Below are 21,261 nucleotides of genomic sequence, written 5' to 3'. Positions count from 1 at the left end.
CCGACTCCGGGCCGGCTCAGCGCTCGCCGAGGTAGGCCTCCAGCTCCACCTCGACCAGCTGCTCCGGGTCGATCAGACCGGCCACCACCACCATGGTGGCGGCCGGGCGGACCGCGCCGAACACCGCGTTGTGCGCCCGGCCGACCTCGTCGGCGTACGCCCGGTCGGTGACGTACATCCGGGTCCGCACCACATCGGCCGGCTGCGCGCCCACCTCGGCCAACGCGGCCAACCCGATCCGCAGCGCCTGCGCGGTCTGCGCGGCCGCGTCCCCGACGTGGGTCACCACCCCGTCAACCGTGGACGTGCAGCCGGCCGTCCAGGCGAGGTCACCGGCGCGGACCACCCGGGAGTAGCCGTAGGCGGCCTCCCACGGCCCGCCGGAACCCAGCCGGGTGACGGTCGTGCCGCTCTCCTCGACGCCACGCGCGCTCACGCCGGCGCTCCCCTTCGCTCCGTGCCGCCGTGCGGCACCGACGCACCGGGCCAGCTGGTTCGCTCGCTCCGCTCGCTCACGCCGCCGCCAGGGTTTCCAGCGCCTCGGCGACCGTGAAGGCCCCCGCGTAGAGCGCCTTGCCGGCGATGACGCCCTCCACGCCGAGCGGCTCCAGGGTGGCCAGCGCCCGCAGGTCGTCCAGGGTGGAGACACCGCCGGAGGCGATCACCGGGGCGTCCGTGCGGGCGCAGACCTCGCGCAGCAGGTCCAGGTTCGGCCCGCGCATGGTGCCGTCCTTGGTGATGTCGGTGACCACGTACCGCGCCGCGCCGGCCTTGTCCAACCGCTCCAGCACCTCGTACAGGTCGCCGCCGTCGCGGGTCCAGCCCCGGGCCGAGAGGGTACGGCCGCGCACGTCCAACCCGATCGCCACCCGGTCGCCGTACTCGCCGACCACCCGGTCGCACCAGACCGGGTCCTCCAGGGCCGCGGTGCCGATGTTCACCCGGGCGGCGCCGGTGCCGAGCGCGGCCGCCAGCGACTCGTCGTCCCGGATGCCGCCGGACAGCTCCACCTTCACGTCGAGTTGCCGGACCACCTCGGCGAGCAGGTGGGCGTTGGAGCCGCGGCCGAACGCGGCGTCCAGGTCGACCAGGTGGATCCACTCGGCGCCGTCACGCTGCCAGGCCAGCGCGGCCTCCAGCGGGTCGCCGTAGCTGGTCTCGCTGCCGGCGGCGCCCTGCACCAGCCGGACGGCCCGGCCGTCGGCGACGTCCACGGCGGGCAACAGGGTCAGGCTCAACGTGCTTCTCCTCGGTTCAGGTACGACGGTCCAGGGCGATCACCACGATCGCCGGCAGTACGAGCAGCAGCAGCACGACCAGCGCGACGCGCAGCGCCAGATCGTCCACGAGCGACCAGATCAGCATGATCGCCGCCAGGGTGAGCAGCACGATCGCCGCGCGTTCACCCCGGCTGTGCCGGGGCAGCCGGCCGGTACGCCCGCGCTGCCAGGTCGGCGTCAGCCGGCGCAGCAACGCCCGCCGCCGGGCCCGCCGGTCCGACCGCCGCTGCCGGACGGCCCGCTCCCGGGCCTGCGCGGCCTCCCGCTCCGCCCGCCGGCGGGCCCGCTCCTTGCTCACCGGGCACCCCGCCGGCGCCCCTCGCCGGGGCGGCCGGCCGGGCGGCGGACCGGCTCAGCCACCGGTGCCCAGCGTGCCGAGCCAGTTGCGCAGCAGCGCGGCACCGGTGTCGGCGGACTTCTCCGGGTGGAACTGGGCGGCCGACAGCGCGCCCCGCTCCACCGCCGCGACGAAGTCCACCCCGTGGTGGGCGGTGGTGACGGTGGCGCCCGCGGCGGCCAACGCGCCGGGGTCGCCGACCGCGTACGAGTGGACGAAGTAGAAGCGGCTGTCGGCGGGCAGTCCGGCGAAGAGCACCGAACCGGCCGGCGCCGCGACGGTGTTCCAACCCATGTGCGGCAGCCGGGCGGCGGGCAGCCTCGTCACCCCGCCGGGAAGCAGGCCGAGTCCCTTGGTCACCACGCCGTGCTCGTCGCCGTGTTCGAAGAGCACCTGCATGCCGACGCAGATGCCCAGCACCGGACGGCCCGCGGCGACCCGCTCGGCGATGACCGGCCCGGCGCCGAGCGCCTCGATCCCGGCCATGCACGCCGCGAACGCGCCCACCCCCGGCACCACCAGGCCGTCCGCCTCGGCGGCGGCGGTCAGGTCGTCGGTCACCCGCACGTCGGCGCCGGCCGCGGCCAGCGCCCGCTCCGCCGAGCGCAGGTTGCCCGACCCGTAGTCCAGCACCACGACGCCGCTCATGCCCCCACCTCCGGCAGCAGCCAGAGCACCCCGCCGGTGGTGGCCAGCACGGCGAGCAGCGCGGTGACCACCACCGCGCCGCGCGGCGCGCCCTGCCGGTGCAACGAGACGACCCCGCCCACCAGCACGCCGGCCAGCACCAGCAACAGGATCGGCAGCACTGCCCCCATCACAGCGCCCCCTTCGTGCTGGGGATCGCGCCGGCCGCGCGCGGGTCGATCGCGGTGGCCTCGCGCAGCGCTCGGGAGACCGCCTTGAACTGGGCCTCGACCACGTGGTGCGCGTCCGGGTGGCCGCCCGGCCGGGCCGCCCGCAGCACGTCCACGTGCAGGGTGACCCGGGCCGCCTGGCCGAAGGACTCCCAGATGTGCCGGGTCATGCTGGTCGGGTAGACCGGCCCGATGTACGGGGCCAGCGGCGGCTCGTCGTGCACCACGTACGGCCGGCCGGACAGGTCCACCGCCGCCCGGACCAGCACCTCGTCCATCGGGACGGTCGCCGAGCCGTACCGCCGGATGCCGGCCTTGTCCCCCAGCGCCTGGTCGAAGGCGGTGCCCAGGGCGAGCGCGGTGTCCTCCATGGTGTGGTGCGCGTCGATCTCCAGGTCGCCCACCGTGCGCACGGTCAGGTCGAAGCCGCCGTGCCGGGCGATCTGGTTGAGCATGTGGTCGTAGAAGCCGACCCCGGTGCTGATCTCGGCCCGGCCCGTGCCGTCGAGGTCGATCTCGACGAGGACCTTCGTCTCCTTGGTGACCCGCTCGACCCGGCCGGTCCGGCTCATGCTGTGCAACCTTTCGTTCGTGACCGCGGGGCTCCGCTGTGCGCGCTCACAGCTTCTCCATCGCCCGCAGGAAGGCGTCCGTCTCGGTGGGGGTGCCGGCGGTGACCCGCAGCCAGCCGGCCAGCCCGACGTCGCGCACCAGCACGCCCTGCTCCAGCAGGGCCCGCCAGGCGACGCTCTGGTCGCCGCCCACCTCGAAGAGCACGAAGTTGGCGTCGCTGTCGGCGACCCGCAGGCCCCGGCCGCGCAACTCGGCGACGATCCGGTCGCGCTGCGCCTTGATCGCGGCGACCGTGCCGAGCAGGGCGTCCCGGTGGGCCAGCGCCGCGCGGGCGGCGGCCTGGGTGAGCGCCGAGAGGTGGTACGGCAGCCGGACCAGCTGCACCGCCGCCACCACCGCCGGGTCGGCGGCGAGGTAGCCCAGCCGGCCGCCGGCGAACCCGAACGCCTTGCTCATCGTCCGGGTCACCACCAGCCGCGGGTGACCGGGCAGCACGGCGAGCGCGCTGACCGTGCCCGGGCGGGCGAACTCGGCGTACGCCTCGTCGACGACCACCATGCCGGGGGCCGCGTCGAGCACCGCGGTGACCACCGCCGGGTCGAGGGCGGTGCCGGTGGGGTTGTTCGGCGAGCAGAGGAAGACCACGTCCGGGGCGTGCTCGCGGACCTGGGCCACCGCCTCGTCGGCGGTCAGGCCGAAGTCGACCCCCCGGCGGGCCGGCACCCACCGGGTGCCGGTGCCCAGCGCCAGCAGCGGGTGCATCGAGTACGCCGGGGTGAAGCCCAACGCCGTCCGGCCGGGACCGCCGAACGCCTGGAGCAGCTGCTGCTGGATCTCGTTGGAGCCGTTGGCCGCCCAGACCTGCTCGACGGTGAGCCCGTGACCGAGGTAGCCGGCCAGGTCGGCGCGGAGCGCCACCGCGTCCCGGTCCGGGTAGCGGTTGAGGTCGCGCAGCTCGGCCGTGAGCGCCTTGGCGATCGCCTCCACCACCGGCTCGGGCACCGGGTAGGAGTTCTCGTTGGTGTTCAGCCGCACCGGCACGTCCAGCTGCGGCGCCCCGTACGGCGACAGCCCGCGCAGGTCGTCGCGGATCGGCAGGTCGTCGAGGGTGGTCACGCCGGCACCCCGCTGCGCGCGGCGAACACCCGGCGCGGCCCGGACGCGCTCACGACGCGGCTCCCGGGAAGCGCACGCCGACCGCCTGCCCGTGCGCGGGCAGGTCCTCCACCCCGGCCAGGGTGACCACGTGCGGGGCCACCTCGCGCAGCGCCTGCTCGGAGTATTCGACCAGGTGGATGCCGCGCAGGAAGGACTGCACGGACAGCCCGGAGGAGTGCCGGGCGCAGCCGCCGGTGGGCAGCACGTGGTTGGAGCCGGCGCAGTAGTCGCCGAGCGACACCGGCGACCAGGCGCCGACGAAGATCGCCCCGGCGTTGCGCACCCGCAGCGCCCACTCCCGGGCGTCCCGGGTCTGGATCTCCAGGTGCTCGGCCGCGTACGCGTCGACCACCCGCAGGCCGGCGTCGAGGTCGTCGACCAGCACCACGCCGCTCTGCTCGCCGGTGAGCGCGGTGGTGACCCGCTCGGCGTGCTTGGTCGCCGGCACCTGCCGGGCGAGCTCCCGCTCGACCGCCTCGACCAGCTCGACCGACGGGGTGACCAGCACGCTCGCCGCCAGCGGGTCGTGCTCGGCCTGGCTGATCAGGTCGGCCGCGACGTGCGCCGGGTCGGCGGTGTCGTCGGCCAGGATGGCGATCTCGGTCGGGCCGGCCTCGGCGTCGATGCCGACCACCCCGCGCAGCAGCCGCTTGGCGGCGGTCACCCAGATGTTGCCCGGGCCGGTGATCATGTCGACCGGGTCGCAGTGCGCGCTGCCCGCGGCGTCCACCGCGGCGCCGTACGCCAGCATCGCCACCGCCTGGGCGCCGCCGACGGCGTAGACCTCGTCGACGCCGAGCAGCGCGCAGGCGGCGAGCACCCGCTGGTCGGGCAGGCCGCCGTTGTCCTTCTGCGGCGGGCTGGCCACCACCAGCGAGCGGACCCCGGCCGCCTGGGCCGGAACCACGTTCATCACCACGGTCGACGGGTACATCGCCAGGCCGCCGGGGACGTAGAGGCCGACCCGGTCGACCGGCACCCAGCGCTCGGTCACCGTGCCGCCCGGCACCACCTGGGTGGTGTGGTCGGCGCGGCGCTGGTCGGCGTGCACCTTGCGGGCGCGCGTGATCGACTCCAGCAGCGCGGCGTGGACCTGCGGGTCCAGCGTGCCCTCCGCCGCGGCGATCGCCTCGGCGGGCACCCGCAGCACCTCCGGGGACACCCCGTCGAACCGCTCGCTCGCCTCCCGGATCGCCGGGTAACCATGCTCCCGGACCGCCTCCACCAGGGGGCGGATCCGCTCGACGGCCACCGACACGTCGAGTTGGGCACGGGGCAGCAGGCGGCGCGGGTCGCGCACGCCGCCACGCAGGTCGATCCGATTCAACACCCTTGCGAGTCTAGGCGGCCGGCCCCGGCGACGACCGGCGCCGCCCGTACGACGGGACGGTGAGCCGGGACACGCCGCCCGGGCGGGGCCGGGCTACCCTCGACGGCGTGACTGCGCGGCTGCCGGTGTTCCCGCTCGGAACGGTGCTCTTCCCCGGCCTGGTGCTGCCGCTGCACATCTTCGAGGAGCGCTACCGGGCGCTGGTGCGGCACCTGGTCGGGCTGCCCGCCGGTGCCCCGCGCGAGTTCGGTGTGGTGGCCATCCGGAAGGGCTGGGAGGTCGCCCCGACCGGGCCGGACGGCCGGCCGACGCCGGGCGGCGGCGACGTCACGCTGCACGACATCGGCTGCACCGCCGAGCTGCGCCAGGTCACCGAGCTCGACGACGGGGGCTTCGACATCGTCACGGTCGGCAAGCGCCGGTTCCGGATCGCCGACGTCGACGCCCGCTCCGCGCCCTACCTCACCGCCGAGGTGGAGTGGCTGCCCGAGCCGGGCGGCCCGGACGAGACCGCCGAACTGCTGGCCGCCCGGGTGATCGCGGTGTTCCGGCAGTACCTGGGCCTGGTCCGCGCCGACCCGGAGGAGATCTCCGAGCAGCTGCCGGAGGACCCGACGGTGCTGTCGCACCTGGTGGCCGCGACGGCCGCGCTGACCGTCGCCGACCGGCAGCGGCTGCTCGCCATCGACGACACCGCGGCCCGGCTCCGCGCCGAGCTGCGGCTGCTCAATCGCGAGGCGGCTCTGCTGCGCCAGGTGCGGGCGGTTCCGGTGCCGCTGGCGGAGCTGGCGTCGCCACCGACACCGAACTGAGCCCGGCCGCGCCGAGCTCGGGCTCCGGGCGCAGCGACGGCCACCGCGACCAGCCGGCCAGCAGGGTGTACGTCACCGCGGCGCCGAACGCGGGCAGCAGCAGGTTGCCGTGCGGCACCGGCAGCACGCCGAGCACCAGGTCGACGCCGCCGGCGCGCAGGTCGGCCGGTTTGCTGAAGGCCCGGCCGTCCGGGGCGGTCTGCAGCAGCCGCTCGAACGTGGCCAGCCCGATCCGGCGCCCGACCTGCCAGGCGACCAGCGCGGCGCCGAACGCGCCGAGGGTGGCGGCGAAGAGCCCGACCGGCCCCCGCACCCGGCGCAGCACCAACCAGAGCGCGATCGCGGCCAGCACCCCGAAGCCGAGCCCCAGCAGGCTGAACCAGCCGTCGGCGGCGATCGGCTGTTCGGGCTGCGGCTGGGCGTAGACGGCCCCGTCGGGCGCCTTGATCACCGGGGTGTCCGGCGCGAGGGCCGCCCAGAGCAGCCCGAGCGGCACCCCGAGCAGGGCCAGCGCGCAGGCGGCGAGGGCGCCGAGCCGCAGCGCCCGCCGACGCGGCAGCTCCGGCTCGTCCGGCCGCCGGCCGGCCGGCCACACCTCCGCCGCCGCGCCCCGCTCGACCTGCCACGCCGCCGCCTCGCCGGAGTCCACGTACCGCGGCCGGTCCGCACCGGCCGGCTCCGGCCACCGCGACCCGTCCGGGTCGACGCCGTCCACGTACCGCGGCCGGTCCCCGTCGGCCGGCTCCGGCCGTCGCGACCCGCCCGGGCCGGCGCCGTCGACGTACCGCGGCCGGTCCGCGTCGGCGGGAACCGCGGGCCGGTCGGTGGCCGGCCACGCCGGAGCCGCCGCGGCGGGCGGCGGCACGGCGGCGTCGGTCGGTGTGGTCGGACCCGCCTCGTCGGGGCGGGTGCCGGGCCGGTCGCGGTCGGGGGTGTCCGGGCTCACCCGGTGATCCTCTCAGGCCGGGCGGGGCGCCGGGTCGCCGGTGGCGACAGACCCGCTCACCGGGCGAACGGCTCCAGCATCACCGCGGCCGCCCGCAGCCACGCCTGCCGGGTCTCCGGCTGGAGCTGGTGGTACTCGATCGAGGAACCGGTCTCCAGCGCCGGGTCGTACGGGACCACCGCCACCGCCCGGGTGCGGCTGGCGAAGTGCTTCTCCAGGTCGTCCTGCAACGGCGAGCGGCCCGGCGTGGGGCAGGAGATCAGCGTCACCGCGTTCTCCGCCAGCTCACCCATGCCGACCTCGTGCAGCAGGTCGAGCATCCAGTCGGCGCTGAACGCGGCGTCCTCGCGGGGCACGGTGGTGACCACCAGCTGGTCGGCGGCCTGCATCACGGTGCGCCAGTTGTCGCTCTCCACGTTGTTGCCGGTGTCCACACAGACCACCTCGTGGGTACGCCGCAGCAGCTCCAGCACCCGCCGGACGGTGAACTGGTCGAGCCGCTGGGCGAACCGCGGGCTCTCCTCGCCGGCCAGCACGTCGTACGAGCCGTCGGAGGCGTGCCGCAGGTAGTCGTCGAGGGTCTCCAGCAGGTCGTTGCCCTCCCGGATCTCGATCTGGGCGAGGTCGGTGACCAGGTGCCGGATGGTCCGGGCGTGCCGGGCGCTGCCGGCGCGCAGCCCGAGCGTGCCGCGCAGCTCGTTGTCGTCCCAGGCCAGCACGCCCCGCCCGCGTACGCTGCCGACGGTCGCCGCGGCGAGCACGGTGGCGGTGGTCTTGTGCACGCCGCCCTTGGGGTTGGCGAAGGCGAGCACCCGCGGGCTGCCCAGCTCGCGGCGGAGCACCGCGGCGGCCCGCTCCAGGTCGGACTCCGCGCCGCGCGGCCGCCATTCGACCCGCGCCGGGTAGCCCCGCTCGGCGGGCGCGGGCGCGGGCGGAGCGGGTGCGGGGGCGGGCGACGGCGGCGGGTAGCCGCGCTCGGGGCGGTAGGCCCCCCGGTCGAGCAGCGCGTACCGCGACTCCCCCGGAGGCGGTTCGGGGCGGTAGCCGCCGTTGTCCAGCAGCGCGTACCGCGACTCGGGTGGCTCCGGCCGGCGCGGCTCCGGCACCCGGTACGCCGGCTCGCCCGGGTGTCCCGGCTCGGGCCGGTACGCCGGCTCCGCCCGGTACGCCGGGTCGACCCGGTAGGTCGCTTCCGCCCGGTAACCGGGATCCGCACCGTACGACCGCTCGCCCGCGGGGTTCACCGGCCGCGCCGACCCGGCGTAGCCGTTGCCCGCCGAGCGCCGGGGCAACGCCTCGGGCGGGGACAGCGGCCCGGGCGGGGACAGCGGCCCGGGCGGGGGCAGCGGCTCGTCGACCCGCCGCTCGGGCTCCGGCTGCTCGGCGCCCCGGCCGGCGAGGCGGGCGCGGTCGAGCAGCGCCCGCAACCGCGGTGCTGGTTCGGCCGGCCGACCCCAGCCGGTCTCGCTGCCGTCCAAGGCTCGCCCTCCCCAGCGCCGTCGAACTCCGCCTGACAGGCTACGAACCAAACCCTATTCGGGCCACACCCGTCCGCGCACCTTCCCCCCGTACCCGATCGTCACGGTGACGATGCCGCGGGACTACCCTCGGTCGCGTCCATCGAGGTCGGCGGGGTGGGCGACCGGGTCGCCGGCGGCGCGGGCGGCGACGGCGGACGTGACGGATCTGTCACGGTCGGTGCGGGTTCCGACGGATCGCCCGCCGACGGGACCGCGGCCGGGCTGCGGGTGGCCGGCTCGGTGCTGCCGGTCGGGGCCGGCGAGGCGAGACCGCCGTCGGCCGGCGGCCGGGCCACGTCCCGTTGCTCGGGCAGCGGCGGGGTGAAGACGGTCCGGTCCAGCCGGCGCACCTCGGGGGCCGGGTCGACGACCCGGACGTCGGGCCGGGTGGCCACCCCGCGCAGCGCCGCCGGTTCGGCGCGGACCACCGCCGCGTAGACGCACGCGCAGCCCGACCGGTACGCGGCCGCCTCCGCCGCCGCCACCTCGGCGCCGCTGGCGTACACCTGGCGCAGCTCGGGGTCGGCGGCGCCGGCGGCCCGGGTCCGGTAGTCGGCCGCCTCCCGGTCCTTGCGCGCGGCGAGGTCGGCCATCGCGCCGACCACGTCGTCGGGCACCCGCTGGGCGGGCAGGCGGACGATCTCCGTCTGCCGGTCCGGCAGCGGCACCCGACCGAAGACCTCGGCGACCGACACGTCCCCGACGACCGCGGCCAGCCGCTGCGGCGTCAGGTAGGTGGAGAGCGACACCAGGGCGTACGTGCCGTCGCCCGGCGTCGCGGCGGCGCTCGGCAGGGTGGCCAGGTCGGCCGTGGCGGCCCGCAGGTAGCCCGGGATGGACTCGCCGTTGGCCACCCCGACCCGGGTCACCTCGCCGACGGTCGGGTCGCCGACCGGCCGGTCGTCGGTGGCCCAGACCGCGGTGAGCAGCACCGCCGCGCAGGACAGCAGCGCCACCGACGGCAGCAGGCGCGGCCGGGCCGGGCCGTGGCCCAGCCGGGCCACGGCCGTGGCCAGCCGCGGCAACAGCCGCTGGTCCAACTGCCGCAGCAGATCGCCGGCGCGCACGGGCGGAGGTCCCCTCGTCGGATCGTCTCGGACGGGCGCGCCGCTCAGTCGCGGAGGATCTCGAGCGCGCGCTCCAGGTCGTCAGGGTAGTCGCTGACGAAGCTGACCTCGTCCCCCGTTCGGGGGTGCAGGAAGCTCAACGCGCGGGCGTGCAGCCACTGTCTGGCCAGGCCGAGCCGGGCCGACAGGGTGGGGTCGGCGCCGTAGGTGAGGTCGCCCACACACGGGTGGCGCAGGGTGGAGAAGTGCACCCGGATCTGGTGGGTACGCCCGGTCTCCAGCCGCACGTCGACCAGGCTCGCCGCCGGGAACGCCTCGACCGTGTCGTAGTGGGTGATGCTCGGCTTGCCGCCGGAGACCACCGCCCAGCGGTAGTCGTGGGTGGGGTGCCGGTCGATCGGGGCGTCGATGGTGCCGCGCAGCGGGTCCAGGTGGCCCTGCACCACCGCGTGGTAGCGCTTGTCCACCTCCCGGTACTTGAACGCCCGCTTCAACGCGCTGTACGCCTGCTCGCTCTTGGCCACCACCATGATCCCGGTGGTGCCCACGTCCAGCCGGTGCACCACGCCCTGCCGCTCGGCGGCGCCGCTGGTGGAGATGCGGTGACCGATCGCGGCCAGCCCGCCGATCACCGTCGGGCCGGTCCAGCCCGGGCTGGGGTGGGCGGCGACCCCGACCGGCTTGTCCACCACCACGATGTCTTCGTCGGCGTAGACCACCCGCAGCCCGGGCACCGCCTGCGGCACCACGGTCGGCGGCGCGGCCGGCGCGGGCAGCGTCACCTCCAGCCACGAGCCCGCCTTGACCTTGTGCGAGTTGGGCCGTCGCACGCCGTCGACCAGCGCGTCCCCGGCGTCCACCAGGGCCGCGGCGGCGGTCCGGGACAGCCCGAAGAGCCGGGACACCGCCTGGTCCAGCCGCATCCCGTCGAGGCCGTCGGGCACCGGCAGCGAACGGTGGTCGCCGCCCGCGGCGAACGCCGAGGTCACGCCCGCTCCCGCTGCTCGACACCGGCCGCCGCCGGGTCGCCGGCCGCGACCGGGCGGCCGTCGCGGCCGACCCGCCCGCCGTCGCGCTGACGGCCGGTGAGTTCCAGCAGCACGGCGAGCACCACGCCGCAGACCAGCGAGCTGTCGGCCACGTTGAACACCGGGAAGTACTCGCCGTACGGCCCGAAGACGCTGACCATGTCGACCACGTGGCCGTGGAACGGGGCGGGCGCCCGGAAGATCCGGTCCATCAGGTTGCCGAGCGCCCCGCCGAGCACCAGGCCGAGCGAGACCGCCCACGGGGTCGAGCGCAGCCGCAACGCCATCCAGATGATCCAGCCGACCACGCCGATGGTGATCAGCGGGAAGACCCAGGTGTGGTCGGAGCCGATGCTCCAGGCGGCGCCGCTGTTGCGGACCAGGCTCAGGTAGATGGCCCCACCGAGCAGCCGGACCGGCTCGCGGTCGGTCAGGGCAGCCAGGGCCCAGTGCTTGGTGACCACGTCGGCCACCAGAGCGACCAGCGCGACCGCGCCGAGCAGCGCGACGGCCCGGGGTCGGAGCCGGCGACCGCCCGGCTCGGCGCGGCCAGGCTCGGCGGACGGTGCTGCGGTCATCTGCTCCCCATCGAGTCGGCGGTGATCGCTCACCGTCTCCGGCGCCGCCGGGGAGCGGACCTCAGCGCCGCTCCTCCAGCTGCTTGCAGGTCACGCAGAGGGTGGCCGACGGGAAGGCGGCGAGCCGCTCCACCGGGATCGGGTTGCCGCACCGCTCGCACCAGCCGTAGCCGCCCTCGTCGAGCCGTTCCAACGCGCGCTCGACCTGCGTGATCCGTTCCAGGATGCTGTTGGCGAGGGAGATCTCCTGCTCCCGCTCGAACGTCTTAGTGCCGGTGTCGGCCTGGTCGTCCCCGGCCGAGTCGGTCAGCCGGTCGCGCTGCAGCTCGGTGATCTCGCTCAGCGTCTGATCGTACTCGGCGCGCAACTCGTCGCGCCGTGCCGCCAGGGCCGCCCGGATCTTCTCGGTCTCCGCCGCGCTGCGGGTGGCCTTGGCCACCGGCTTGCGGCCGGCGGTCCTGGTCTCGGCTGGCTTCGCCATCGTCGCTCCCTCGGCCGCGGAACCGCGGCGGTCCGCGGCACCTGGACAGGGGTCGCCGGCATTGGCGCCCCCAGGTACAAAACGGGCGCGCGGCGACGAGGCCGCGCACTCCGGAGGTTGGCAAGAATACGGAACGTACAGGCGTCCGACAACGTGCCGCACCGTCGCTCCGCTTTTCAGCCCCGAGTCATGCCGTATCGGGACAAAGGGAACGCTAGCAGATCAACCGTCGCGATCCTCGCCGTACTCGCCAAACCAGCGGGCCAGCCGACCCCGCCGGCTGACCGCCCGCAGCCGGCGCTCCGCCTCGTCGCGCACCCCGTGGGTGGCCACGATCAACAGGCTGTCGCCGGTCTTCAGACGGAAGTCCAGGCCCGGCACGAAACCCACCCCGTCGCGCAGCACCAGCGTCACCGCCGCCCCCAGCGGCAGCCGCAGCTCGTCGATGTGCACCCCGGCCAACCGGGACCCCGGCGGCACCTCCAGCTGGAGCAGGTCCGCCCGCATCCGCTCCAGCGGCGCGGTCTCCACCAGGATCTCGGTCGCCTCGGCCGGCGCCGTCACCCGCAACCAGCGGGCGACCGGGCCGAGGGTCCCGGTCTGCAACAGCGTGAAGATCACCACCAGCACGAAGACCGCGTCGAAGAGCCGGTCCGCGCCCGGCACCCGTTCCGAGAGCGGGATGGTGGCGAGCACGATCGGCACCGCCCCGCGCAGCCCGGCCCAGGACAGGAACGCCTGCTCGCGCAGGCCGAACCGGAACGGCAGCGCGGACGCCGCCACCGACAGCGGGCGGGCGAGCAACACCAGCGCCAGCCCGGCGACCACCGCCGGCAGCACCGCCGCGTCCAGCCGGCTCGGCGTGGCCAGCAGGCCGAGCAGCACGAAGAGCCCGATCTGGGCCAGCCAGGCCAGCCCGTCGGCGAAGCCGAGGATCGCCTGCCGGTGCGGCAGCCGGGCGTTGCCCAGCAGCACCCCGGCCACGTAGACGGCGAGGAAGCCGGAGGCGTGCAGCACCGCGCCGCCCGCGTACGCCAGCACGGTCAACCCGACCGCCGCGATCGGATAGAGCCCCGCCGAGGGCAGCGCGGCCCGCCGCAGCGCCCACCGCCCGCCGAGGCCGGCGGCGAACCCCACCAGGGCGCCGAGGGCCAGCTCGTAGCCGACCAGGCCGACCTCGTACCACCAGGGGTGCCCGGCGGCGCCACCGTCCCGGGAGAGCAACACCACCAGCAGCACCACCGGGGCGTCGTTCATCCCGGACTCGGCCTCCAGGGTGGCCACCAGCCGGGGTGGCAGCCGCAGCCGGCGCAGGGTGGCGAAGACCGCCGCCGCGTCGGTGGAGGAGAGCACCGCGCCGTAGAGCAGGGCGAGCCGCCAGTCCAGCCCGAGCAGCAGGTGTACGGCGATCCCGACGACCAGGATGCTGACCACAACGCCCACCGTGGAGAGCGCCGCGGCGAGCCCGAGCACCGGCCGCAGCGTGCTCCACCGGGCGGAGAGGCCGCCCTCGGCGATGATCACGATGAGGGCGCAGAAGCCGAGCGTCCGGGTCAGCTCGGCGTCGTCGAAGCGGATGCCCAGCCCGGCCTCGCCGATGCCCACGCCGAGCGCCAGGTAGACCAGGAGGCTGGGCACCCCTAGCCGGGTGGAGAGCCGCACCGCCCCGACCGCGACCAGCAGGACGGCCGCCCCCAGCAGGAGCGCGACGTCCAGCCCGGGGGTCACGGCCGCCTGCCCCGGGCGTGGCTCACCCGGCGGTCCCGTCGCGCAGCTGTCCGAGCCGCTCGGTCAGCCCCGGGTCGGGGCGCTCGATCAGGAAGAGCTTGTCCCGGCTGGCCGCCCCGGCCCGCAGCGAGACCACCGCCGGGCGGACGCCGAGCGCCTGCGCCAGGGCGCGGCGGGCCGCCTCGGTGGCGCGGCCGTCGACCGCCGGCGCGTTCACGGCGATCACCAGCGCGGGTCCGTGCGGCCCGTCGAAGCGACCGCCGACCCGGGCCCGGGCGGAGCCGGGCTTCACCCGGACCGCGACGGTGAGCGTGTCGTCCATCAGGCGCCGGGTCAGATCCGGTGCGCGTCGGCGAGCAGCGCGGTGGCCGGCGCGCAGTGGGCGCACGGAGAGAACCCGAGCTCGCCCGCCTCGGCGACGGGCAGCGGCTCGGACGCGCGCCCGACCAGATGCGCGCAGCCGGCCAGGTGGTAGCGCGGCCGGCCGTCGACCACCCGTACCTCGGTGGTCAACTCGGCCAGCCGGGCGGCCTGGTTCGGGGTGAGCTCCTGGGCGGCCGGTTCGTCGTCGTACGCCTCGACCGGCCCGACGCCCGGCGTCGCCGGCGGGTCGGCCTCGGTCACCGGCGGCTCGGGTGGTTGCCGCCACCCGGCACCGCCGGCGTCGACCGTCGGAGGAACGTGCTGGACGGGGATGTCCGGCTCCCCCAGCGGCGGCCCGTACGCGGACCCGGCCGGGGTGGTCGGACGGGTGCCCGTCCGCACCCGCTGCGCGGAGCCGTCCCGGTACGCCGTCGCCCGGTCGGCGGCCGCCTGGCGGGCGCCGGCGACCAGTGCGACGGCGGCCAGCAGGCTGGCCGCGATGGAGATGATCAGGAGCAGGCTGGAGCCACCGGCCAGGCCGAGCACCAGCAGCACCACCGCGACGAGGATGAGCAGGAGACTGGCGACTATCACGGCTCACCCCCGCCGCGTCCGTAGCGATGAGCGAGGCCGGCGACCGCCGTCACGGGGCGGCCGCCGACCGGTGGTCAGCGACCGGCTTCCAGCGCGCCGGAGCGACCGCCGCCGTAGGAACCGGCGAGACCCGCCGCGGCCAGGCCGTTGCCGCCGGCGGCGCGGTTGCCCTCGGAACGGGTCAGCTCCGCCTCCAGGCCCTGGCCACGACCGTCGAGGTCGCGCAGCTGGCTCTCCAGGTAGGCCTTGAGGCGGGTGCGGTACTCCCGCTCGAACTGCTTCAGCTCCTCGATGTGCTTCTGCAGCGCGGTGCGCTTGGCGTCCAGGCCGCCCATGGCCTCCTGGTGCCGCTGCCGGGCGTCCCGCTCCAGCGCGTCGGCCTTGGCGCGCGCCTCGCGGGTGACCTCCTCGGCCTTCGAGCGAGCCTCGGAGAGCAGTTGGTCGGCCTCGCGACGGGCGTCCGAGACGTGGTCGTCGGCCGTCCGCTGGGCCATCATCAGCACCCGCAGCGCCTGCTGCTCGCCGTCGCCGACCGCCGCCGGCCCACCGGCCGCGCGGACCTGCTCCAGCTCCGCCTGCATCGCGCGGGCGGCCTGCTCGGCCGCCGCCTTGTCGCGCTGCACCCGGTCGAGCTGCGCCTTGACGTCGTTGAGCTCCGCCGCGAGTCGGGCGTCGCCGCCGGGGCCCGCCGGAGCGCCGCCACGGCCGCCGCGCTCCACCTGGGCGCGCAGCTCGTTGTTCTCCTCGATGAGACGGGCGAGCTCGCGCTCGACCTCGTCCAGGAAGGCGTCGACCTCCTCCTCGTCATAGCCCCGCTTACCAATCGGCGGCTTCTTGAAGGCGACGTTGTGCACGTCGGCCGGGGTCAGCGGCATCGAAACTCCTCGGGTCAGTTGCGGCCGCGATAGCGCGTCGGTCATCAGGCGGTCCTGATGATCGCCGGCTCTAACACAAACCTCATCAGCACGAACAGGATAACCAGGAGCACAAGGGAGGCCAGGTCGATGCTCACGGTACCAATTCGCAGCGGAGGGATCACACGCCTCAACGCGCTGAGAGGGGGATCAGTGACGCTCCACACGGATTCCAGTCCTGCCGATGCCCCCCGGCCCGGCTGCCACCGGCGGCCGTACTGCAGCACAGCGCTCAGGACAAACCGGGACAGAAGAAGGAGCAGGAAGACATAGACGATCAGGTACAGGACCTGCAACAGGATCGACAACACGACAGGCGACGTCCCTCGGTCGGCCGGGGTCAACTCAGACTGAAAAAGCCACCCTCAGCGATCTTGGCCTTGTCCTCCGCGGTGACCTGGACGTTGGCCGGTGAGAGCAGGAACACCCGGTTGGTCACGCGCTCGATCGTACCGCGCAGGCCGAAGGCCAGCCCGGCGGCGAAGTCCACCAGACGGCGGGCATCCGCCTCGTCCATCTCGGTGAGGTTGATGATCACGGGAACGCCGTCGCGGAAGTGCTCGCCGATGGTGCGCGCCTCGCGGTAGGTGGTCGGGTGCAGCGTGGTGATCTGGTACCGCTGCTCCTCCTCGGCCACCACGGCCCGCTCCCGGGGCTGCACCTGCGGCGCGAGGGCGAGGTTGTCCCGGGTGTGGTAGGTCAGCGCCCCGGAGGGCTCACCGGCCGTCGACCGGGTGATCGACCGCACGCTGGACCGCTCCGACCGCTCCGACCGCTCGGCCTCGGCGCGCTCGGTGTCGCCGGCCCGGCCGCTGGACCGCTCGGTGAACCGGCCACGGTCGCCCGACCGGGGCCGCGGCGCCGGCGGCTCCTCGGCGTCGTCCTCGTCGTCGTCGGCGAACTCCTCGGCGTACCGGCTCTGCCGGTAGCGCGATTCGCGGTAGCCACCCTTGTCGTAGCCACCGTCGTCGTAGGCCCGCTCGTCGTCCTCCTCGACCAGACCGAGCCAGACCCCCGCCTTGCGCAGTGCACCCATCCCGCGCCCTTCCGTCCGCCGTGCGGCACACGCCCCCGTGCCGTGTCGCCTTGTCGCGAGTGGAACATTCCTGCCCACCGGACCGGAACGGCAATCCCCTGGCGCGCGATTCGCGTCGCGCGCCACGACCCCCGGCAAAGGAAAGCCGTTCCCAAAACAACACCGATGTAATTTGCTTCTTCCGCGGTCAGGCTACCGCAGCGTGGGGCGCATTCCGAGCAACGCGCTACCCACGCGGACATGTGTCGCGCCGTATCCGATCGCGACTTCCAGGTCGCCACTCATTCCGGCCGACAACGAGGTGGCTCCCGGGTGGACGGACCGGAACGCGGCGGCCAGCTCGGCCAGCCGGGCGAACGCCCGCTCCGGTTCCCAACCCAGCGGCGCCACCGCCATCAGGCCGGTCAGCCGCAGCGCCTCGGCGCCGGCGACCGCCTCGGCCACCCGGTCGAGCCCGACATCCGGGTCGGCCGAGCCGGGCAGCGCGCCGCCCCGGGCCGCGTCGCCGTCGATGCTGACCTGGACCAGCACGTCCAGCGGCCGATCCCGGGCGGCCGCCGCCGCCGCGTCCACCGCCCGGGCCAGCCGGACGCTGTCCACCGAGTGCACCGCGTCGGCGTACCGGACCACCGAACGCGCCTTGTTGCGCTGCAACCGGCCGATGAAGTGCCAGCGCGGCGTCACCCCGGCGGCGGCCACCTCGGCGGCCTTCGGCGCCGCCTCCTGGTCGCGGTTCTCCCCCACGTCGGTGACGCCGAGCCCGGCCAGCGCCACCACGTCGCCGGCCGGGTACGTCTTGGTCACCGCGATCATCGTGACCTCGGCCCGGTCCCGGCCGGCGGCGGCGCAGGCGTCAGCGATCCTGGACCGCACCCGGGCCAGGCCGGCCGCGAGTTCGGCGCGCCGGTCGGGGCGTACCGAAGCTTGGCTGTCGCTCATGGGCGCGGGCTCAGGACCCGTTCTTGAGGAAGTCGGGCACGTCGACGTCGTCGAAGAGCACCCGCCGCGGCGACTGCGGCGGCGCCGGCATGGTGGCCGGCGGCGAGACCGGGGCGCTCTGCTGCGCCGGCTGGTTCTGGTTGGTCTTGCGGGCCGGCTCGGCCGCCTTGTACGACGGCGCACCGCCGTCGAATCCGGCCGCGATCACGGTGACCCGCACCTCGTCGCCGAGGGCGTCGTCGATCACCGCGCCGAAGATGATGTTGGCGTCCGGGTGGGCCGCGTCGGTGACCAGCTGCGCCGCGTCGTTGATCTCGAACAGCCCCAGGTCGGAGCCGCCCGCGATGGAGAGCAGCACGCCGCGCGCGCCGTCCATGCTCTGCTCAAGCAGCGGGCTGGAGATGGCCGCCTCGGCCGCCTCGACCGCGCGGTTCTCGCCCCGTGCGCTGCCGATGCCCATCAGCGCGCTGCCCGCGCCGCTCATCACGCTCTTGACGTCGGCGAAGTCCAGGTTGATCAGACCCGGGGTGGTGATCAGGTCGGTGATGCCCTGGACACCGGAGAGCAGCACCTGGTCGGCGGTGCGGAAGGCGTCCATCATGCTGATGTTGCGGTCGCCGAGCGCCAGCAGCCGGTCGTTCGGAATGACGATCAGCGTGTCGCACTGGTTGCGCAGCTCGTCGATGCCGGACTCGGCCTGCACCTGGCGGCGCTTGCCCTCGAAGGAGAACGGGCGGGTCACCACGCCGATGGTCAGCGCGCCGAGCTTGCGGGCGATGTTCGCCACCACGGGCGCCCCGCCGGTGCCCGTGCCGCCACCCTCACCGCAGGTCACGAAGACCATGTCGGCGCCCTTGAGCACCTCCTCGATCTCGTCCCGGTGGTCCTCGGCGGCGTTCTTGCCGACGTCCGGGTTCGCCCCGGCGCCCAGGCCGCGGGTCAGCTCGCGGCCGACGTCCAGCTTGACGTCGGCGTCGCTCATCAGCAGCGCCTGCGCGTCGGTGTTGATCGCGATGAACTCGACGCCCTTGAGCCCAACCTCGATCATCCGGTTGACGGCGTTGACGCCGCCACCCCCGATGCCGACGACCTTGATGACCGCCAGGTAGTTGTGCGGAGGTGTCATCTCCGGTCCTTTCCCTTCGAGATTGGCTTCGCCCCGACCCGGTACGGCGTGGCCAGACCAACGGTCGACGACAGCTGTCCTCAGTGGAGGGTCAGGGGTGAACCCTCACCCTCTACTAGAGGCTTACAGTTATGTCAACCACTGATCCTCTTCGGGGCAACGTAAGCGCCCCCGCGCGATGAGCCAAGGACCTGACCGGCGTGTCGCCGCCCATAGCGGAACGGGTCACGCCGGGCGGACCGGGCCCGGCCGCCACGCTGACCGGCGGCTCACCGGAAGGTCACCACGTCCGGCGCGCTGACGTCGATGGTGTCGGCTTTGCGACCCAGCAGCGCGGTGGCCACCCGGGCCTTGTCCGGGCCCCGGGTGGCGTCCCCCCAGACCACCGTCCGGTCGTCGCGTAGCCGCAGGTTGATCCGGGCCAGGCCCTCCACGGTCACGTCCACCAGTTCCGCCCGCAGCTGCGGGGTGAGCGCGGCGAGCACGTCCAGCGCGGCCCGGGTGCCCGGGTCGTCCGGACCCGGATCGGCGACCCGGACCAGGGGCAGCTCCGCCGGGCGCCGCGGCAGCGTCCGGAACACCACCCCGGCCCCGTCGACCACCAGGAACTCCTCGCCCCGCGGCACCACCGCCACGCCGGTGCGTTCGGTCACCCGGACCACCAGCGCGTCCGGCCAGTCCCGGGACACGGTCACCCGCTCCACCGCGGGCAGCGCGCCGATCCGGCGGGCCACGTCGGCCAGGTCCACGGTGGCCAGCGGGACGTCGTCGGGCACCTCGGCGGCGTCGCGTACCTCCACCGGGGTCACCAGGTCGGCACCCTCGACGCGGACCTCGCGCACCCCGAACAGCCCGGTGCCGAGCAGGGTCCAGGCGACCAGCCCGGCCAGCGCCAGCACCCCGGCCGCCACCGCCCAGGGCAGCGCCGCGCGCATCCGCCGCCGCCGGGCCCGGGCCATGAACCGGCGGGTGGACGCGGGCACCGCGTCACTGCCGGCCCGGACCAGCTGCCAGCGCCGGACCGGCCCACGCCGGCCGGCGCCGCCGTCCGCGCCGCTGGTCCGCCCCCGGGCCGGGCCGGGACTCATCCCGCGGTGGGCGCCGTGCCGTCCGGGACCACCCCACCCATCGCCGGGGTGTCCGCGGCCGGGCCACCGCACCGCGCCGCCAACGCCGCCAGCAGCTGGTCACCCATCAGCGAGATCGGCGGGGCGCCCATGGTCACCACCACGTCGCCCGGCCGGGCCCGCCGGGCCACCTCCGCCGGCGCCGCCTCCCAGGAGTCGACGAAGATCTTCCGCTCCGCGGGCAGCGGCACCGCCTCGATCAGCGCCGCCGACCCCTCGCCCGGCTGACGCAGCTCACCGGGGCCGAAGACCTCCAGCAGCACCAGCTCGTCGGCGATGGCCAACCCCTCGGCGATCTCCGCCTGCAGGTCGCGGGTGCGGTAGAGCCGGTACGGCTGGAACACCACGATCAGCCGGCCGTCCCCGGCCACCTCGCGCAGCGTCTGCAGGGCCAGCGTGATCGAGGTGGGGTGGTAGGCGTACTCGTCGTAGACCAGCACGTCGTCCGCGACGCCCTTGCGCTCGAAGCGCCGCCGCACCCCGGGGAAGACCGCCAGCGCGGCCTCCGCCGCCTCCAGCGGCAGCTCCAGCAGGTACGCGGCCAGCACCGCGGAGGCGCTGTTCAGCCCCATGTGCCGCCCCGGCACCGGCAGCCGGAACTCGCCCAGCGACCGCCCGTCGATGCTGGCGAGGTAGCGCACGCCCCGGGCCGACGAGGCCATCTCGGTCAGTCGCAGGTCGGCGTCGGCCGCCTCGCCGTAGGTGTGCACCCGGCGCCCCTCGGCGCGCAGCGTCTCGGCCAGCCGCCGCCCGCCCGGGTCGTCGGCGCAGGTGATGATGAACCCGTCCGGGTCGGTGAGCCGGGCGAACTCGGCGAAGGTCGCCTCCAGGTTGGCCAGGTCGCCGTAGGTGTTCAGGTGGTCCGCCTCGATGTTCGTGATGATCGAGACGTACGGGCGGTAGATCAGGAAGGACCGGTCGCTCTCGTCCGCCTCCACCACGAAGTGGTCGCCGGTGCCGTGGTGCGCGCCGGAGCCGACCTCGGAGATCTCCCCGCCGATCACGAAGGACGGGTCCGTACCGGCCTGCTGGAGCACCATGGTGACCATCGAGGTGGTGGTGGTCTTGCCGTGGGTGCCGGCGACCGCCACCGTCCGGCGACCGGTCATCGCCGCCGCCAGTGCCTCGGAGCGGTGCAGCACCCGCAGCCCGCGCCGGCGCGCCTCGACCAGCTCCAGGTGGTCCTGCGGGATGGCCGACGAGTAGACCACGGTGTCCACGCCGTCGAGGTTGCTCGCCTCGTGGCTCATGTGGATGGTGCCGCCGAGCGCGCGCAGGCCGGCCAGCGAGGGCCACTCGCGCAACTCGCTGCCGGAGAGCGGGATGCCCCGGGTGAGGAAGAGCCGGGCCAGGCCGCTCATCCCGACGCCACCGACCCCGATCAGGTGGATGGTGCCCAGGTCCTCCGCGGTGAGCGTGCCGGCCGGGGTGAACTGCGCGGTGTTCATGACAGCTGCCTTCCAGTCA

At 75.1% G+C, this 21,261-nt stretch carries 25 protein-coding genes; 1 reads left to right on the top strand and 24 read right to left on the bottom strand.

Annotation, left to right across the window (positions count from 1 at the left end):
* Positions 1-16 precede the first annotated feature (16 nt).
* The 8 genes from GA0070609_RS05490 to hisD form a co-directional block, all read right to left on the bottom strand.
* Entirely contained in the window at positions 17-436 is a 420-nt protein-coding gene (locus GA0070609_RS05490) for a RidA family protein (protein WP_088992785.1), read from the bottom strand.
* Between the two features lie 76 nt (positions 437-512).
* Positions 513-1,238, bottom strand: coding sequence for a bifunctional 1-(5-phosphoribosyl)-5-((5-phosphoribosylamino)methylideneamino)imidazole-4-carboxamide isomerase/phosphoribosylanthranilate isomerase PriA (gene priA, locus GA0070609_RS05485; RefSeq protein ID WP_088992784.1), 726 nt, complete (start codon positions 1,236-1,238; stop codon positions 513-515).
* A gap of 16 nt (positions 1,239-1,254) precedes the next feature.
* Entirely contained in the window at positions 1,255-1,578 is a 324-nt protein-coding gene (locus tag GA0070609_RS05480; protein WP_088992783.1) for a hypothetical protein, read from the bottom strand.
* 54 nt (positions 1,579-1,632) lie between these two features.
* Entirely contained in the window at positions 1,633-2,265 is a 633-nt protein-coding gene (hisH, locus tag GA0070609_RS05475) for an imidazole glycerol phosphate synthase subunit HisH (protein ID WP_088992782.1), read from the bottom strand.
* Complete coding sequence (locus GA0070609_RS33520; protein ID WP_172899294.1) at positions 2,262-2,435, bottom strand: hypothetical protein; 174 nt, start codon at positions 2,433-2,435, stop codon at positions 2,262-2,264. Before GA0070609_RS33520 ends, hisH begins: the two co-directional genes overlap by 4 nt.
* Positions 2,435-3,046: an imidazoleglycerol-phosphate dehydratase HisB gene (gene hisB, locus GA0070609_RS05470; protein ID WP_088992781.1), complete on the bottom strand. Its 612-nt coding sequence runs from the start codon at positions 3,044-3,046 to the stop codon at positions 2,435-2,437. The genes GA0070609_RS33520 and hisB overlap by 1 nt, the downstream gene beginning before the upstream one ends.
* Before the next feature lie 46 nt (positions 3,047-3,092).
* The gene (locus GA0070609_RS05465; RefSeq protein ID WP_088992780.1) at positions 3,093-4,163 is read right to left on the bottom strand and encodes a histidinol-phosphate transaminase; all 1,071 of its coding nucleotides are present in this window, start codon (positions 4,161-4,163) and stop codon (positions 3,093-3,095) included.
* Between the two features lie 49 nt (positions 4,164-4,212).
* A complete protein-coding gene (gene hisD / locus GA0070609_RS05460; RefSeq protein ID WP_088992779.1) occupies positions 4,213-5,535 on the bottom strand; it encodes a histidinol dehydrogenase in 1,323 nt (440 codons plus the stop codon).
* A gap of 107 nt (positions 5,536-5,642) precedes the next feature.
* Here hisD and GA0070609_RS05455 point away from each other — a divergent pair, with 107 nt between their 5' ends.
* Positions 5,643-6,347 carry an LON peptidase substrate-binding domain-containing protein gene (locus GA0070609_RS05455; RefSeq protein WP_088997516.1) on the top strand — a complete coding sequence of 235 codons (705 nt, stop codon included), beginning with the start codon at positions 5,643-5,645 and terminating at the stop codon, positions 6,345-6,347.
* On the opposite strand, the gene GA0070609_RS35010 is transcribed toward GA0070609_RS05455, so the two are convergent.
* The 16 genes from GA0070609_RS35010 to murC all read right to left on the bottom strand — a co-directional run bounded on the left by GA0070609_RS35010 (position 6,262) and on the right by murC (position 21,242).
* Positions 6,262-7,062 (bottom strand): DUF2567 domain-containing protein, encoded by an 801-nt coding sequence (locus tag GA0070609_RS35010; protein WP_157748361.1) that lies wholly within the window; start codon positions 7,060-7,062, stop codon positions 6,262-6,264. The genes GA0070609_RS05455 and GA0070609_RS35010 overlap by 86 nt on opposite strands.
* A 287-nt stretch (positions 7,063-7,349) precedes the next feature.
* Entirely contained in the window at positions 7,350-8,771 is a 1,422-nt protein-coding gene (locus GA0070609_RS05445) for a MinD/ParA family ATP-binding protein (protein ID WP_088992778.1), read from the bottom strand.
* 101 nt (positions 8,772-8,872) lie between these two features.
* Positions 8,873-9,880: a hypothetical protein gene (locus tag GA0070609_RS05440; RefSeq protein ID WP_231928540.1), complete on the bottom strand. Its 1,008-nt coding sequence runs from the start codon at positions 9,878-9,880 to the stop codon at positions 8,873-8,875.
* Between the two features lie 44 nt (positions 9,881-9,924).
* Complete coding sequence (locus GA0070609_RS05435) at positions 9,925-10,869, bottom strand: RluA family pseudouridine synthase (RefSeq protein WP_088992777.1); 945 nt, start codon at positions 10,867-10,869, stop codon at positions 9,925-9,927.
* Positions 10,866-11,486: a signal peptidase II gene (lspA, locus tag GA0070609_RS05430; protein ID WP_088992776.1), complete on the bottom strand. Its 621-nt coding sequence runs from the start codon at positions 11,484-11,486 to the stop codon at positions 10,866-10,868. Before lspA ends, GA0070609_RS05435 begins: the two co-directional genes overlap by 4 nt.
* Before the next feature lie 61 nt (positions 11,487-11,547).
* The gene (locus GA0070609_RS05425; protein WP_088992775.1) at positions 11,548-11,967 is read right to left on the bottom strand and encodes a TraR/DksA family transcriptional regulator; all 420 of its coding nucleotides are present in this window, start codon (positions 11,965-11,967) and stop codon (positions 11,548-11,550) included.
* Between the two features lie 222 nt (positions 11,968-12,189).
* The gene (locus GA0070609_RS05420) at positions 12,190-13,695 is read right to left on the bottom strand and encodes a potassium/proton antiporter (RefSeq protein WP_088992774.1); all 1,506 of its coding nucleotides are present in this window, start codon (positions 13,693-13,695) and stop codon (positions 12,190-12,192) included.
* A 22-nt stretch (positions 13,696-13,717) separates the two neighbouring features.
* Entirely contained in the window at positions 13,718-14,017 is a 300-nt protein-coding gene (locus tag GA0070609_RS05415; RefSeq protein WP_088992773.1) for a DUF167 domain-containing protein, read from the bottom strand.
* Positions 14,018-14,028: 11 nt separating this feature from the next.
* Positions 14,029-14,652: a hypothetical protein gene (locus GA0070609_RS05410; RefSeq protein ID WP_088992772.1), complete on the bottom strand. Its 624-nt coding sequence runs from the start codon at positions 14,650-14,652 to the stop codon at positions 14,029-14,031.
* 74 nt (positions 14,653-14,726) lie between these two features.
* On the bottom strand, positions 14,727-15,527 hold the full coding sequence (locus GA0070609_RS05405) for a DivIVA domain-containing protein (RefSeq protein ID WP_088992771.1): 801 nt from the start codon (positions 15,525-15,527) through the stop codon (positions 14,727-14,729).
* A 44-nt stretch (positions 15,528-15,571) separates the two neighbouring features.
* Positions 15,572-15,877: a YggT family protein gene (locus tag GA0070609_RS05400; RefSeq protein ID WP_088992770.1), complete on the bottom strand. Its 306-nt coding sequence runs from the start codon at positions 15,875-15,877 to the stop codon at positions 15,572-15,574.
* A gap of 29 nt (positions 15,878-15,906) precedes the next feature.
* On the bottom strand, positions 15,907-16,602 hold the full coding sequence (locus GA0070609_RS05395; RefSeq protein WP_088992769.1) for a cell division protein SepF: 696 nt from the start codon (positions 16,600-16,602) through the stop codon (positions 15,907-15,909).
* Positions 16,603-16,794: 192 nt separating this feature from the next.
* The gene (locus GA0070609_RS05390; RefSeq protein WP_088992768.1) at positions 16,795-17,541 is read right to left on the bottom strand and encodes a YggS family pyridoxal phosphate-dependent enzyme; all 747 of its coding nucleotides are present in this window, start codon (positions 17,539-17,541) and stop codon (positions 16,795-16,797) included.
* A gap of 10 nt (positions 17,542-17,551) precedes the next feature.
* The gene (gene ftsZ / locus GA0070609_RS05385; protein ID WP_088992767.1) at positions 17,552-18,667 is read right to left on the bottom strand and encodes a cell division protein FtsZ; all 1,116 of its coding nucleotides are present in this window, start codon (positions 18,665-18,667) and stop codon (positions 17,552-17,554) included.
* A 269-nt stretch (positions 18,668-18,936) separates the two neighbouring features.
* On the bottom strand, positions 18,937-19,755 hold the full coding sequence (locus tag GA0070609_RS05380; RefSeq protein ID WP_088992766.1) for a cell division protein FtsQ/DivIB: 819 nt from the start codon (positions 19,753-19,755) through the stop codon (positions 18,937-18,939).
* The gene (gene murC, locus GA0070609_RS05375; RefSeq protein ID WP_088992765.1) at positions 19,752-21,242 is read right to left on the bottom strand and encodes a UDP-N-acetylmuramate--L-alanine ligase; all 1,491 of its coding nucleotides are present in this window, start codon (positions 21,240-21,242) and stop codon (positions 19,752-19,754) included. Before murC ends, GA0070609_RS05380 begins: the two co-directional genes overlap by 4 nt.
* Positions 21,243-21,261: the final 19 nt, after the last annotated feature.

This window comes from Micromonospora echinaurantiaca, from assembly GCF_900090235.1.
Taxonomy (GTDB): Bacteria; Actinomycetota; Actinomycetes; order Mycobacteriales; family Micromonosporaceae; genus Micromonospora; species Micromonospora echinaurantiaca.
Note: the sequence above shows the minus strand (reverse complement) of the source record. Positions and strands in the feature narration are given on the sequence as shown.

Bases quoted from the DNA above. Each gene is read 5' to 3' on its own strand.
- hisH (WP_088992782.1), bottom strand. From the start codon at position 2,265: ATGAGCGGCGTCGTGGTGCTGGACTACGGGTCGGGCAACCTGCGCTCG.
- GA0070609_RS33520 (WP_172899294.1), bottom strand. From the start codon at position 2,435: ATGGGGGCAGTGCTGCCGATCCTGTTGCTGGTGCTGGCCGGCGTGCTG.
- hisB (WP_088992781.1), bottom strand. From the start codon at position 3,046: ATGAGCCGGACCGGCCGGGTCGAGCGGGTCACCAAGGAGACGAAGGTC.
- lspA (WP_088992776.1), bottom strand. From the start codon at position 11,486: ATGACCGCAGCACCGTCCGCCGAGCCTGGCCGCGCCGAGCCGGGCGGT.
- GA0070609_RS05425 (WP_088992775.1), bottom strand. From the start codon at position 11,967: ATGGCGAAGCCAGCCGAGACCAGGACCGCCGGCCGCAAGCCGGTGGCC.
- GA0070609_RS05415 (WP_088992773.1), bottom strand. From the start codon at position 14,017: ATGGACGACACGCTCACCGTCGCGGTCCGGGTGAAGCCCGGCTCCGCC.
- GA0070609_RS05405 (WP_088992771.1), bottom strand. From the start codon at position 15,527: ATGCCGCTGACCCCGGCCGACGTGCACAACGTCGCCTTCAAGAAGCCG.
- GA0070609_RS05395 (WP_088992769.1), bottom strand. From the start codon at position 16,602: ATGGGTGCACTGCGCAAGGCGGGGGTCTGGCTCGGTCTGGTCGAGGAG.
- GA0070609_RS05390 (WP_088992768.1), bottom strand. From the start codon at position 17,541: ATGAGCGACAGCCAAGCTTCGGTACGCCCCGACCGGCGCGCCGAACTC.
- ftsZ (WP_088992767.1), bottom strand. From the start codon at position 18,667: ATGACACCTCCGCACAACTACCTGGCGGTCATCAAGGTCGTCGGCATC.
- GA0070609_RS05380 (WP_088992766.1), bottom strand. From the start codon at position 19,755: ATGAGTCCCGGCCCGGCCCGGGGGCGGACCAGCGGCGCGGACGGCGGC.
- murC (WP_088992765.1), bottom strand. From the start codon at position 21,242: ATGAACACCGCGCAGTTCACCCCGGCCGGCACGCTCACCGCGGAGGAC.